This is a genomic window from Streptomyces sp. NPDC091209 (genome assembly GCF_044757755.1).
GTDB lineage: Bacteria > Actinomycetota > Actinomycetes > Streptomycetales > Streptomycetaceae > Streptomyces.
On record NZ_JBIVVR010000001.1, the window covers coordinates 483,378 to 496,527 of the forward strand.

The 13,150-nt window shown below is 69.7% G+C and carries 11 protein-coding genes; 5 read left to right on the forward strand and 6 right to left on the reverse strand.

Features of this window, described 5'->3' with window-relative positions; all coding sequences use genetic code 11:
- The first annotated feature begins 180 nt into the window (after positions 1 to 180).
- A complete protein-coding gene (locus tag ACIQRL_RS02165) occupies positions 181 to 582 on the forward strand; it encodes a hypothetical protein (protein WP_401325818.1) in 402 nt (133 codons plus the stop codon).
- Between the two features lie 91 nt (positions 583 to 673).
- On the opposite strand, the gene ACIQRL_RS02170 is transcribed toward ACIQRL_RS02165, so the two are convergent.
- The 4 genes from ACIQRL_RS02170 to coxB all read right to left on the reverse strand — a co-directional run bounded on the left by ACIQRL_RS02170 (position 674) and on the right by coxB (position 5,169).
- Entirely contained in the window at positions 674 to 1,945 is a 1,272-nt protein-coding gene (locus ACIQRL_RS02170; RefSeq protein WP_401325820.1) for an Ig-like domain-containing protein, read from the reverse strand.
- Between the two features lie 130 nt (positions 1,946 to 2,075).
- On the reverse strand, positions 2,076 to 2,474 hold the full coding sequence (locus ACIQRL_RS02175; protein ID WP_401325822.1) for a cytochrome c oxidase subunit 4: 399 nt from the start codon (positions 2,472 to 2,474) through the stop codon (positions 2,076 to 2,078).
- A complete protein-coding gene (gene ctaD / locus ACIQRL_RS02180) occupies positions 2,471 to 4,207 on the reverse strand; it encodes a cytochrome c oxidase subunit I (RefSeq protein WP_401325825.1) in 1,737 nt (578 codons plus the stop codon). Before ctaD ends, ACIQRL_RS02175 begins: the two co-directional genes overlap by 4 nt.
- A complete protein-coding gene (gene coxB, locus ACIQRL_RS02185; protein ID WP_401325828.1) occupies positions 4,204 to 5,169 on the reverse strand; it encodes a cytochrome c oxidase subunit II in 966 nt (321 codons plus the stop codon). The genes ctaD and coxB overlap by 4 nt, the downstream gene beginning before the upstream one ends.
- Positions 5,170 to 5,438: 269 nt before the next feature.
- Between coxB and ACIQRL_RS02190 the strand changes: the two genes are divergently transcribed.
- Positions 5,439 to 6,821: a cysteine desulfurase/sulfurtransferase TusA family protein gene (locus ACIQRL_RS02190; protein WP_401325830.1), complete on the forward strand. Its 1,383-nt coding sequence runs from the start codon at positions 5,439 to 5,441 to the stop codon at positions 6,819 to 6,821.
- Between the two features lie 99 nt (positions 6,822 to 6,920).
- Here the strand turns inward: ACIQRL_RS02190 and ACIQRL_RS02195 are convergent, their stop codons facing one another.
- Positions 6,921 to 7,895, reverse strand: coding sequence for a carbohydrate kinase family protein (locus ACIQRL_RS02195; protein WP_401325833.1), 975 nt, complete (start codon positions 7,893 to 7,895; stop codon positions 6,921 to 6,923).
- Between the two features lie 134 nt (positions 7,896 to 8,029).
- On the opposite strand from ACIQRL_RS02195, the gene ACIQRL_RS02200 reads away from it, so the two are divergent.
- Both ACIQRL_RS02200 and ACIQRL_RS02205 read left to right on the forward strand, forming a co-directional pair.
- Positions 8,030 to 8,251 carry a hypothetical protein gene (locus ACIQRL_RS02200; protein ID WP_401325835.1) on the forward strand — a complete coding sequence of 74 codons (222 nt, stop codon included), beginning with the start codon at positions 8,030 to 8,032 and terminating at the stop codon, positions 8,249 to 8,251.
- Positions 8,252 to 8,461: 210 nt separating this feature from the next.
- A complete protein-coding gene (locus tag ACIQRL_RS02205) occupies positions 8,462 to 11,038 on the forward strand; it encodes a hypothetical protein (RefSeq protein WP_401325837.1) in 2,577 nt (858 codons plus the stop codon).
- 183 nt (positions 11,039 to 11,221) lie between these two features.
- Here the strand turns inward: ACIQRL_RS02205 and erpA are convergent, their stop codons facing one another.
- A complete protein-coding gene (gene erpA / locus ACIQRL_RS02210) occupies positions 11,222 to 11,578 on the reverse strand; it encodes an iron-sulfur cluster insertion protein ErpA (RefSeq protein ID WP_351557066.1) in 357 nt (118 codons plus the stop codon).
- Between the two features lie 338 nt (positions 11,579 to 11,916).
- Here erpA and nadA point away from each other — a divergent pair, with 338 nt between their 5' ends.
- On the forward strand, positions 11,917 to 13,101 hold the full coding sequence (gene nadA, locus ACIQRL_RS02215) for a quinolinate synthase NadA (RefSeq protein ID WP_401325840.1): 1,185 nt from the start codon (positions 11,917 to 11,919) through the stop codon (positions 13,099 to 13,101).
- Positions 13,102 to 13,150: the final 49 nt, after the last annotated feature.

Consider the following 13,150-nt stretch of genomic DNA (forward strand, 5'->3'; position numbering starts at 1 on the left):
CTCACCCCGGGGGGTGCCGTTCGGGGTGTTGACGGGGTGTGTCCAGCCCGTATGGCCCATCGAAGCCCTGTCCGAACCGGTGTTGACGAGGTGTTCAAGGGAGTAGCATCCGCGCATCGGGCCGGGGACGATCAGCCCGATCGCGTGCTGTCCGTACGACGCTGACGTCTCGGAGGAAGAATGCAGCCGACCGCCACGGTGCTGGTCTACAGCGACGACTCCAACACCCGCGCACAGGTGCGGCTCGCCACCGGGCGCAGGCCCGCACCGGACGTTCCCCTCGTCGAGTTCCTGGAGTGCGCGACGCCGGCCGCCGTCATCAAGGAGCTGGACAAGGGCGGCATCGACGTCTGCGTGCTGGACGGCGAGGCGGTGCCGATGGGCGGCATGGGGGTGTGCCGGCAGATCAAGGACGAAATCTTCAACTGCCCGCCCGCGCTGGTGCTCATCGGGCGCCCTCAGGACGCCTGGCTGGCCACCTGGAGCCGCGCGGACGCCGCGGTGACCCTTCCGGTCGACCCGGTGGAGTTCGCCGCCTCACTGGCCTCCCTGCTGCGCCGCAGGAACCTGCAGAGCGCCTGACGAGCCCGCGCCCCGCGAGGGCCTGTCCGACCCTGCGCGTCGTCGCCCGAAGGGCGGACGGGATGGGGCGGACAGGCCGTGGGACGCGGCCTCACACGCTCTCGGGGCGCAGTCTGGCGCGCTGGGCCGGGCTCGGGGCGTCCGGGGATCCGCCCACCAGGGCGCTGCCCGCGCGCCAGTTCTTCCAGCCGAGGTTCCAGTCGCCGAACCCGTTGCCGAACGCGTCCATCGTCTTGCCGTCGGAGTTGACGACCTTGACTATGTCGCCCTCGTTGAACGTGTCGAAGAACCACTCGGCGTTCTCGGTGCTCATACCGGTGCAGCCGTGGCTGACGTTGGCGTACCCCTGGGAGCCGGTCGACCAGGGCGCGGCGTGCACGTACTCGCCGCTCCAGGTGACCCTTGTCGCATAGCGCACCTCCAGGTCGTAGGAGTCCGAACTGCCCTCGGCGATACCGATGCTGGTCCCGCGCATCCGTACGAGGGACTCCTTGCCGAGCACGACCTTGACGCCGTTGCGGGTCTCGAAGCCGGGCTTGCCGGTGGTGACGGGGATCTCCTTGATGTCCTCGCCGTTGCGGTAGACGGTCATCGAGTGCGTGGCGGCGTCGGTGACGGCGATCAGGCGGTCGCCCGTGGTGATCTTCACAGGCTTGGCGTCGCCGCCCCAGAGGCGTTCTCCGATCCTGACGCCGGCGAGGTTGCTGTGCGCCGTGATCGTGGCGTGGACGGGCCAGTAGTCCTTGGGGCGGTAGTGCAGCGTCTTGTCGTCCACCCAGTGCCAGGTGCCGTCCACCGCGGGGGTGGAGTCGACCCTGAGGGCGCGCTCGACGACGGTGCGGGCCGCCTTGTCCTTGACGGGGGCGCTCAGTTCGGCCGTGATGGGCTGGCCGACGCCGTACTTGCCCGTCGTGGGCCCGAACGCGACGTTCAGCAGCTTCTTGGTCTTGGGCGTGCTGGTGTCGAAGCCGATGACCTTGCGGCCGGGGGCGCCGTCCTCGTCCTCGGTGCTCACGCGCACCGTGTAGTGGGCGCCTGCGGCGAGGGGGGAGGTGCTGTGCCAGCGGCTGCCGTCGGCGGCCAGTTCGCCCACGACATAGCGTCCTGACGCGTCCGTGGCGGTCACGTCGGTGATGCGCCCGGCGTCACTCTCGGAGGTGATTTCCAGGGGCTTGTCGGGGTCCACCCTCGTCGACTTGCCACTGTCTCCGGAGAGGCCCTTGAACGAGATCTGTCCCGCCGCGTCGTACGGCTTCGCCGAGAGCGGGTGGCCGTCGGAGCCGCAGGCGGTGGCGCCCGCTCCGAGGGCGACCACCAGCGCGGTGCAGCTGACGACCGTGCGGATTCGCGGTGAGTGGTTCATGAGCTCACGTTATGAACGCTCGTCAAGCACGGCGCGCCGAGTGAGCCGAGTGAGGGACAGAAGCCGCGGCAAACGAGGGAGCCCGGACTCTCCTGACGGAGTGTCCGGGCTCCCGGGCGTTCAGCGCGTGCTACTGGGTGCGGTTCTCACCGTGGTAGTACTCGAAGACCCAGCCCCACAGGCCGAGCACGATGAGCGGTGCCGAGAAGTAGAGCAGCCACCAGCCGAAGACGACGGACGTGAAGGCGAGCGCGCCACCGACACCGAGCGAGAGCGGCTGCCAGCTGTGCGGGCTGAAGAAGCCCACCTCGCCGGCCTCGTCCGCGACGTCGGCCTCCTTGTTGTCCTGCGCCAGCTTGTCGACCCGCCGGGCCGTGAAGGCCAGGTAGTAGCCGATCATCACGCAAAGGCCGAAGCCCATGAAGAGGGCCGTCGAACCGGCCGGCTCCTTGGACCACACGCCGTAGACGATCCCCATGATGAGGATGAACACGGCCAGCCAGAGGAACATCTTGCCTTGGACCTTCACTTGCCGGCCTCCTTTCCGCCAGGAAGGGCCGACGAACCGTGACCGGCGTTCTCGAGCTGGTCGAGAGCGGCGATCTCCGGGTGGTGCAGGTCGAACGCCGGGGATTCACTGCGGATCCGCGGCAGGGTGAGGAAGTTGTGCCGCGGCGGCGGGCAGGAGGTCGCCCACTCCAGCGAACGGCCGTAGCCCCACGGGTCGTCGACCTCGACCTTCTTGCCGTACTTCGCCGTCTTCCACACGTTGTAGAGGAACGGCAGGATCGACAGGCCGAGCAGGAACGAGCTGATCGTCGAGATCGTGTTCAGCGTGGTGAAGCCGTCGGCCGCGAGGTAGTCCGCGTAACGACGCGGCATGCCCTCGGCACCCAGCCAGTGCTGCACCAGGAACGTGCCGTGGAAGCCCACGAACAGCGTCCAGAAGGTGATCTTGCCGAGACGCTCGTCGAGCATCTTGCCGGTCATCTTCGGCCACCAGAAGTGGAAGCCGGAGAACATCGCGAACACCACGGTGCCGAACACGACGTAGTGGAAGTGCGCCACCACGAAGTACGAGTCGGACACGTGGAAGTCCATCGGCGGCGAGGCCAGGATGACGCCGGTCAGACCACCGAAGGTGAACGTGATGAGGAACCCGACGGCCCAGAGCATCGGTGTCTCGAAGGACAGCGAGCCCTTCCACATCGTTCCGATCCAGTTGAAGAACTTCACGCCGGTCGGTACGGCGATGAGGAACGTCATGAAGGAGAAGAACGGGAGCAGAACGCCACCGGTGACGTACATGTGGTGCGCCCACACGGTCACGGAGAGACCGGCGATCGCGATGGTCGCGCCGATCAGGCCCATGTAACCGAACATCGGCTTGCGCGAGAACACCGGGATGACTTCGGAGATGATGCCGAAGAACGGCAGGGCGATGATGTACACCTCTGGATGGCCGAAGAACCAGAAGAGGTGTTGCCAGAGCAGGGCTCCGCCGTTTGCCGCGTCGAACACATGCGCACCGAATTTTCGGTCCGCCTCCAGCGCGAAGAGCGCCGCCGCGAGGACGGGGAAGGCCAGCAGCACCAGAACCGCGGTGAGCAGGACGTTCCACACGAAGATCGGCATACGGAACATCGTCATGCCGGGAGCGCGCATGCAGATGATCGTGGTGATGAAGTTGACCGCGCCGAGGATGGTGCCGAAGCCGGAGAAGGCCAGACCCATGATCCACATGTCGGCGCCGATGCCCGGCGAGCGGACCGCGTCCGACAGCGGGCTGTAGGCGAACCAGCCGAAGTCGGCCGCACCCTGCGGGGTGAGGAAGCCACCGACCGCGAGCGACGAGCCGAAGAGGTACAGCCAGTAGGCGAACATGTTCAGCCGCGGGAACGCCACGTCGGGCGCGCCGATCTGCAGCGGCATGATCCAGTTCGTGAAGCCGGCGAACAGCGGCGTCGCGAACATCAGCAGCATGATCGTGCCGTGCATCGTGAACGCCTGGTTGAACTGCTCGTTCGAGAGGATCTGCAGTCCGGGACGCGCCAGTTCCGCACGCATCAGCAGCGCCATGACGCCGCCGATGAGGAAGAACGCGAACGACGTCACGAGGTACAGCGTGCCGATCGTCTTGTGGTCAGTGGTGGTGAGCCACTTGATCACGACGCTGCCGGGCTGCTTGCGCCGTACCGGCAGCTCGTTCTCGTACGAGTCTTCGGCTGCGGCGGCACCCTGGGGTTCGTTGAGGATGCTCACAGGTTGTTCGTCTCCCGGTTCTTCTCGTGGCCCGTCTGCTCAATGCCGGCCGGGACGTAACCGGTCTGTCCCTTGGCCGCGAGCTGCTTGAGGTGGGCCTCGTAGCGCTCGGGGGAGACGACCTTCACGTTGAAGAGCATCCGGGAGTGGTCGACGCCGCACAGCTCGGCGCACTTGCCCAGGAAGGTGCCCTGACGGTTCGGGGTCACCTGGAAGGAGTTGGTGTGCCCCGGGATGACGTCCTGCTTCATGAGGAACGGCACCACCCAGAAGGAGTGGATGACGTCACGCGAAGTGAGGACGAACCGGACCGTCTTGCCCTCGGGGAGCCAGAGGGTCGGACCGGGGTTGCCCGTCTGCGGGTTCTTCGTGGCGGGCGTGCCGACGTCGTAGACACCACCGGCGTTCGGCGGGAAGTCCTTCTTGAACCGGTCCGGAATGGCGGCCAGGTTCGGGTCGATCTTGGCGTTCCCGGAAGAACCGGGGACGTTCTCGATGTAGTTGAAGCCCCAGCTCCACTGGAAGCCGACCACGTTGACCGTGACGTCGGGCTTCGGGCTGAGGCTGAGCAACTTCGTCTCGTCACGGGCGGTGAAGTAGAACAGCACCGAGACGATGATGAGCGGGACCACCGTGTACAGCGCCTCGATGGGCATGTTGTACCGGGTCTGCGGAGGAACTTCGACCTTGGTCCGGCTGCGCCGGTGGAAGATGACGCTCCACAGGATCAGGCCCCAGACCAGCACGCCCGTGGCGAGCGCGGCCGCCCACGAGCCCTGCCAGAGGGAGAGGATCCGCGGAGCCTGCTCCGTGACCGGGGTGGGCATACCAAGGCGGGGGAAGTCTTCCCAGTTGTACGAGCAACCAGTGGCTGTCGCCAGGACCAGGCCCGCAGTCATTGCCTGCAGCAGCTTCCGCCGCATCGGGCGCCGCGGCGAGCGGTCGGAGCCGTTGGGACTCACGTAGCGCCTTCCCGAGAGTCTCGCCCGCGCTGTTGGCTGCGGCCTTCTCGCTGGTCCGGTCGCCGCCCTGCGTCGGGCAGGGGTTTGGATGTTTATGCGGACCAAACCCTACTGGACGCTATTTGGGGTCGCGCGGGGAGGGTGCCCAACGCGCCGCCCGACTCCCCGAAGGAGTGCTGTTTCGCCCGCAAGGCCATGTCAGGACACCTGGAATGCCCCAGTCCGCTGGCTTCTGACGCCCCCTTGGGAGGACGGGCTAGCGTGGTGGCGTGTCCTACTTCGACGCCGCGTCCGCGGCCCCGCTGCACCCCGTCGCCCGACAGGCCCTGCAGGCCTCGCTCGACGAGGGGTGGGCCGATCCCGCCCGTCTCTACCGTGAGGGCCGGCGGGCCCGGCTGCTCCTCGACGCGGCGCGCGAGGCGGCGGCCGACGCGGTGGGCTGCCGCCCCGACGAACTGGCCTTCACCGCCTCCGGCACCCGCGCGGTGCACTCCGGGATCGCGGGTGCCCTGGCGGGCCGGCGGCGCGTCGGACACCACCTGATCGTGTCAGCCGTCGAACACTCGTCGGTACTCCATTCGGCGGACGTCCACGAGGCGTCGGGCGGTGCGGTGACCCTGGTTCAGGTCGACCGCGCGGGCAGGGTGTCCCCTTCCTCCTACGCCGCGGCCCTGCGCCCCGACACCGCGCTGGCCTGCCTGCAGTCCGCCAACCACGAGGTGGGCACGGAGCAACCGGTGTCCGAGGTGGCACAGATGTGCCGGGGGGCGGGGGTGCCCCTGCTGGTGGACGCGGCGCAGTCGCTGGGCTGGGGGCGGGTGGAGGGCGACTGGTCCCTGTTGACGGCGAGTGCCCACAAATGGGGCGGCCCGTCGGGCGTCGGGCTGCTCGTCGTACGCAAGGGGGTACGGTTCGCGCCCCAAGGGCCCGCGGACGAGCGGGAGTCGGGGCGGGCGGCGGGGTTCGAGAACATCCCGGCGATCGTGGCCGCGGCGGCTTCGCTGCGTGCCGTCCGCGCGGAGGCGGCCGTGGAGGCGGCACGGCTGCGCGAACTGACGGAGCGGATCCGCGCGCGGGTGCCCGCTCTGGTGCCGGACGTCGAGGTGGTCGGCGACCCGGTCCGGCGGCTCCCGGGGATCGTCACCTTCTCCTGTCTCTATGTCGACGGAGAGACCCTGCTGCACGAACTGGACCGCACGGGCTTCTCGGTGTCCTCGGGCTCGTCCTGCACGAGCAGCACCCTCACCCCCAGCCATGTCCTCAAGGCCATGGGTGTCCTGAGCGAGGGCAATGTGCGGGTGTCGCTGCCGCCCGGCACGCCGGAGGAGGACGTCGACCGCTTCCTGTCGGTCCTCCCGGCCGTGGTCGCGGGGGTCCGCGAGAAGCTGGGGGCGCCGACGACGGTGACGAAGGTCCCCGCATCGGCCGACACCGTGGTGGTCGACGCGCTGGGCAGGCGCTGCCCGATCCCCGTCATCGAGCTGGCCAAGGTCATCGGGGACGTGCCGGTCGGCGGCACGGTCCGGGTCCTGTCCGACGACGAGGCGGCCCGCCTCGACATCCCCGCGTGGTGCGAGATGCGGGGCCAGGAGTACGTCGGGGAGGAGCCGGCGGACCACGGCTCGGCGTATGTCGTCCGCCGGCTGTCCTAGGGCAACCCGCGCACCGGGGCCCGGCCTCCGCCGGACAAGAGCACGGGCCCGCCTCCGCCGGACGGAAGGCGGGCCCGGACCCGGGTCGGGTGTCCGCGACTAGGAGAGGTGCGCCCGGACCTCGGTGGCGGCGTCGTCGCCGTACGCCTTGGTGAAGCGGTCCATGAAGTGGGCGCGGCTGAGCTGGTACTCCTGCGTGCCGACCGTCTCGATGACCAGGGTGGCGAGCATGCAGCCGACCTGGGCGGCGCGCTCCAGGGGGACACCCCAGGCGAGACCGGAGAGGAAGCCGGCCCGGAACGCGTCACCGACGCCCGTCGGGTCCGCCTTGAGCTCCTCCTCGGGGCAGCCGACCTCGATCGGGTCGTCGCCCGCGCGCTCGATACGGACACCGCGCGAGCCGAGGGTGGTCACCCGGTGGCCGACCTTGGAGAGGATCTCCTCGTCGGTCCAGCCCGTCTTGGACTCGATGAGTCCCTTCTCGTACTCGTTCGAGAAGAGGTACGTCGCGCCGTCCAGCAGGACCCGGATCTCGTCGCCGTTCATGCGCGCGATCTGCTGCGAGAAGTCGGCGGCGAAGGGGATCGCGCGCGAGCGGCACTCCTCGGTGTGGCGGAGCATCCCCTCGGGGTCGTCCGCGCCGATCAGGACGAGGTCGAGACCGCCGACCCGGTCCGCGACGGCCTTGAGCTCGATGAGGCGGGCCTCGCTCATCGCGCCCGTGTAGAAGGAGCCGATCTGGTTGTGGTCGGCGTCCGTGGTGCACACGAAGCGCGCGGTGTGCAGCACCTCGGAGATGCGCACGGAGGCGGTGTCGACCCCGTGCCGGTCCAGCCAGGCGCGGTACTCGTCGAAGTCGGAGCCCGCCGCCCCGACCAGGATCGGACGGGTACCGAGCTGGCCCATGCCGAACGCGATGTTCGCGCCGACCCCGCCCCGGCGGACATCGAGGTTGTCGACCAGGAAGGAGAGGGAGACCGTGTGCAGCTGATCGGCGACCAACTGGTCGGCGAAACGGCCGGGGAAGGTCATGAGGTGGTCGGTGGCGATGGAGCCGGTGACTGCGATACGCACGGCTAGGACACGCTCCTGCGAGGGGAGGGGGATTGACACTTAACGCTACCGGGTCCGCACACGACCCCTGAAGGGCCAAAACTACCCGATAGTAGATCTTTCTTCGTGACGGCAACGGTGCATACGGTTCCGGTATGACGAACCTCAAGGTCCATGACACCGCTCCGCTCGGCCCGGTCAGTGACCTGGAAGGCGATCTGGCGTCGCTGCGCGGCGACTGCGCCCGGATGGCCGGGCACTGGTCGGCTCCCGCACCGGTCCCTCCCCTCCACGTCTCCCTCTCCCTCATCCACGGCGTGACCGTTCCGCCCACCTCGGCACGGATGCTGGACGCGATGTCCGACTACGGCGACTGACCGGCGGTGGCCCGCGCGGTGCCGCCGTACGGGTGAGAGCCCCGGCGGCGCCGAACGGGTGAAGACGGAGTGCGCTCGCAGGGAACCGTGCGCTCCCCCGCTGCGTCCCATCGCCGTCCCCTGTATGGGGGATGCGCTATACGACCCTGGAGAGCCCGTCATTGACAGGGCCGGGTCATGCGACAGCAGTGGAGCCGAAGGAGCGATGCGGTGAGCACCGAGCGACCCGACTACGACGCGACCGATCCCGTCCAGGGTCACGCCAGGGGTCCCGTCGAGGACGCCGTCACGGGTCCCGCCGACGCAGGTCCCGCCGACGCGGCCGACGAGACGGTGGAGGGTTCCGCGGACGGAACCACCCCGGGCTCCGTCGCGGCTTCCGGCGAGACCGCCGACGAGGGCCCCGGCAAGGGCCCCGGCGAGAGTACGCCCGAGGGCGCCGACGCGGGTCCCGGCGCGGACGCCGTCGAGGGGGCCGGCGAGGGGAGCGCCAAGGCTTCCGCCGACAGTCCCGCCGAGAGCACCGGCGAAGGTCCCGCCAAGGAAGCCGTCGACGTGACCGTCGAGGGGACCGGCGGGGCTTCCGCCGACGGTCCCGGCGAGGGCGTCGGCGGGGGCCCAGGCGAGGACGCCGGCGGCGTGACCGCTGAGCGGACAGCCGACGCTTCCGCCGAGGGCACCGGCGAAGACCCCGGCGAACACTCGGCCGAGGGCGCCGTCGGAGGTTCCGGCGACGGAGCAGCCGAAGGTCCCGCCGAGAGCGGTGTCGCAAGGGACGCCGAGGAGGTCGGCGCGGATTCCGCGGAGGGCTCCGCCGAAAGCGACCTCGACGGTTCCGACGCGGGTTCCGGTGGGGCCCCCGTCGGAGGTCACGCGCAGGGCCCCGGCGACACTTCCGCCGAGAGCCCCGGCGAAGGTGACACCGAACGCCCCGTCGCGGGTCTCGCCGAAGCCGCAGCGGAGACTCCCGCCGCCGGTGGCGTCGCGGGTCCGGGCGAAGGTGCTGTCGCGGGTACCGCCGAAGGCGGCGTCGAGAGTCCTGGCGAAGGCACTGCCGACGGGCTCGCTGGGGGCACGCTCGATAGGCACGCCGAAAACACGCTTGAGCGGCACCCAGAAAACGCTGCCGACGGGCATGCCGAAAGCACTGGCGACGGGCAGGCCAGGGGCGCGCTCGGCGGGCAGGCCGATGGTGTTGTCGTGGGTGCTGGTGGTGGGTCCGGCGGTGAGCAGGGCGAAGGGGCGCTCGGCGGGGCTGTTCCGGAGATCGTCGGGAGTCACGGCAAGGGGGCCGGGGCCGGTGGGGGGCGTCGGCGGCGCACACCGGCGGCCGTCGCCTCGGTCGTCGCCGCCGTGCTGCTCGTCGGGGGCGGCGGCGCGTACTTCGCCGCGACGGCGTCCGGCGGCCGTTCCGGGACGCCCGGCGCCGACGCCACTCCCCCGCAGTTGGCCCTCGACGGCTACACCGGGAGTACCGCGGGCACCGGCACCACGGGCGGTACCGCCGGCATCGCGCCCGGCGAGCCCGACCCCTACGGCGCGACCTATCACGTGGTCGGCACGCTCCCCACGGGACCGCGCTCGGCGCACGTCCAGTGGGCCGAGGGCAAGGTGACCCGGGCCGAGGTGGCCCGGCTCGCGAAGGCCCTGGACCTGGCGGGCACACCCCGGCTCGACGGGAACGCCTGGACGGTCGGCACGACCAAGGACGGCGCCGAGCCGAACCTGCGGGTGAACGCGGACGCCCCGGGGAACTGGACCTTCCTTTCCTACATCCCGGGGACCGACAACTGCGCCAAGGGCAAGATGTGCCGGCCCGTCGGCTCCGGTTCCCTGGCCGGGACGGGCCCGGGCCCGGTGAGCGAGGCCACGGCCGAGAAGGCGGCGGCTCCCGTGCTGAAGGCGGTGGGCCAGGACGACGCGAAGCTGGACGCGAGCCAACTCATGGGCCGCGTACGGGTGGTGAACGCCGACCCGGTGGTGGGCGGACTGCCCACCTACGGGTGGACGACCGGCCTCCAGATCAACGTGGAAGGTCAAGTCATCGGCGGAAGCGGCCAGTTGAAGACGCCGGTGGAGGGAGACGCGTACCCGGTCGTCGGCGCGCAGAAGACGCTGGACCTGATGAGCGGGTCGGCGCCGGCGACGCACGACCCGCGTATGGGCATCGGCGGCTGCGCCAGTCCCGTACCGCTGAAGGACCGGGACGAGATGCCGTGCGGGCACCCGTCCCCGGCGCTGAGGCCGGAGTCGGTGACGGTCGTGAAGGCCACCTTCGGACTGGCGGCGCACCGTGCGAACGGGCGGCAGGCACTGGTGCCGTCCTGGCTGTTCGAGGTGCGGTCGCCCGGCGCGGACAACACCTACACCGTGACGCATCCCGCGGTCGACCCGAAGTTCCTGGCCTCGCCGGCCTCCTCGGCACAGCCGAGTCCGGATCCGACCGTGCCGTCGAGCGAGCCGTCCTCGCCGACGGCCACCCGTGACGTCGACGTCCAGGGCTACACCGCGGACGGCAAGGACCTGACGGTCAGCTTCACCGGCGGTGTGTGCGCCGACTACACGGCGTCGGCGAGCGAGAGCGCCGGCAAGGTCACCGTGACCGTGACGGAGCGGCCCTGGAAGAACAAGATCTGCATCATGATCGCCAAGATCTACGAGAAGACGGTGCGCCTGGACGCGCCGCTCGGCGGCCGCGAGGTCGTGGGGACGGACGGCAAGACGGTCCACCACGGCAGCGTCGACCTCCCCGGGACGTCCGGAACGGCGTCGGCGGGGACCCGGTAGCGGCTGCCCGGTCCCGGATACGCGAAGGCGGCGTCCCCCTCGGAGGGGGACGCCGCCTTCGTCCGTACTCGGCGTGCGCGCACGCGGTCGGCCGGAACCGTGAGCCGCGGGCTCGGCTCAGTGGCAGTCGGGGCCGGCCGAACACGGGCCCGGAACGATCTCGGGCCCCCGCCGGTTCCCGGACTAGCTGAAGGAGTCGCCGCAGGCGCAGGAGCCCGTCGCGTTCGGGTTGTCGATCGTGAAGCCCTGCTTCTCGATGGTGTCCACGAAGTCGATCGAGGCGCCGCCCAGGTACGGGGCGCTCATGCGGTCGGTGACGACCTTCACACCGTCGAAGTCCTTGACGACATCGCCGTCGAGCGAACGCTCGTCGAAGAAGAGTTGGTACCGCAGGCCGGAGCAGCCGCCGGGCTGAACGGCGACGCGCAGCGCCAGGTCCTCGCGGCCTTCCTGGTCGAGCAGGGCCTTGACCTTGGCCGCGGCGGCGTCGGACAGCATGATGCCGTCGCTCACGGTGGTGGTCTCGTCCGATACGGACATCTGCTTCTCTCCCGGGTTGTACGGAGACTGCTTGCCGCTGGTTGCAACCGGCGGGGCCGCGGATTCATTCCGGGGCCGAGCTCATGTCTTGTGCCTTCTCTCTTCATGCTCGCACATACGCCCGCGCACGAACACCGGCCTGTGGACAACCCCACGGACACCCGGGTGTCACCCGCCGGAGAGGCGACCGGGATTCACGTCACATGGACGCTATGGCCATCGTCAACGTGACGTGAAGCGGTTATGATAGATAGCGTCAATTCGACGAAAAGGCATCGATACGCCGGGCCCGCTCCCTTACGGGCCCGGCGACCCGCAGAACAGAAAGGGTGCGTGTCGTGACCACCGCCCAGACCCAGGAGCTCGACGTACAGCCGACGCCCCTCGCCCTGCTGCTGCTCGGCCGCCAGGCCGACCCGAAGAGCGAGCGGGGTGTCGAGTGCCCCGGCGACCTGCCCTCGCCGTCCGACCCGGACCTGGTCGAGCGCGCGCGTGCGGCCAAGGCGAAGCTCGGCGACAAGGTCTTCGTACTCGGCCACCACTACCAGCGCGACGAGGTCATCCAGTTCGCGGACGTCACGGGTGACTCCTTCAAGCTGGCCCGCGACGCGGCGGCCCGTCCGGAGGCCGAGTACATCGTCTTCTGCGGTGTGCACTTCATGGCGGAGTCCGCGGACATCCTCACGGGCGACGCCCAGAAGGTCGTCCTGCCGGACCTCGCCGCGGGCTGCTCGATGGCCGACATGGCCACCGCCGAGCAGGTCGCCGAGTGCTGGGACGTACTGACCGAGGCCGGCATAGCCGAGCAGGTCGTGCCCGTCTCGTACATGAACTCGTCCGCCGACATCAAGGCGTTCACCGGCAAGCACGGCGGCACGATCTGCACGTCGTCGAACGCCCAGCGGGCCCTTGAGTGGGCCTTCGAACAGGGTTCGCAGGTGCTGTTCCTGCCCGACCAGCACCTCGGCCGCAACACCGCCGTCCGCGATCTGGGCATGTCCCTGGACGACTGTGTGCTCTACAACCCGCACAAGCCGAACGGCGGGCTGACCACGGAGCAGCTCCGCTCCGCGAAGATGATCCTGTGGCGCGGCCACTGTTCCGTGCACGGCCGCTTCAGCGTGGACTCGGTGAACGACGTCCGCGAGCGGATCCCGGGCGTCAACGTCCTCGTGCACCCCGAGTGCAAGCACGAGGTCGTCGCAGCGGCGGACTACGTCGGCTCCACGGAGTACATCATCAAGGCCCTGGAGGCCGCCCCCGCCGGCTCCAAGTGGGCGATCGGCACGGAGCTGAACCTCGTACGGCGTCTGGCGAACCGTTTCGCGCCCGAGGGCAAGGAGATCGTCTTCCTCGACAAGACCGTCTGCTTCTGCTCGACGATGAACCGCATCGACCTGCCGCACCTGGTGTGGACGCTTGAGTCCCTCGCCGAGGGCAACCTCGTCAACCGCATCGAGGTCGACAAGGAGACCGAGGCGTTCGCGAAGCTGGCGCTGGAGCGGATGCTGGCGCTCCCGTAGACCCGACGGTTCAACTGCAAGGGGCGCCCCTCGGTCATGAGGGGCGCCC

Coding starts and splice junctions, on each gene's coding strand:
- ACIQRL_RS02165 (WP_401325818.1), top strand. CDS start 181: ATGCAGCCGACCGCCACGGTGCTGGTCTACAGCGACGACTCCAACACC.
- ACIQRL_RS02170 (WP_401325820.1), bottom strand. CDS start 1,945: ATGAACCACTCACCGCGAATCCGCACGGTCGTCAGCTGCACCGCGCTG.
- ACIQRL_RS02200 (WP_401325835.1), top strand. CDS start 8,030: ATGACGAACCTCAAGGTCCATGACACCGCTCCGCTCGGCCCGGTCAGT.
- erpA (WP_351557066.1), bottom strand. CDS start 11,578: ATGTCCGTATCGGACGAGACCACCACCGTGAGCGACGGCATCATGCTG.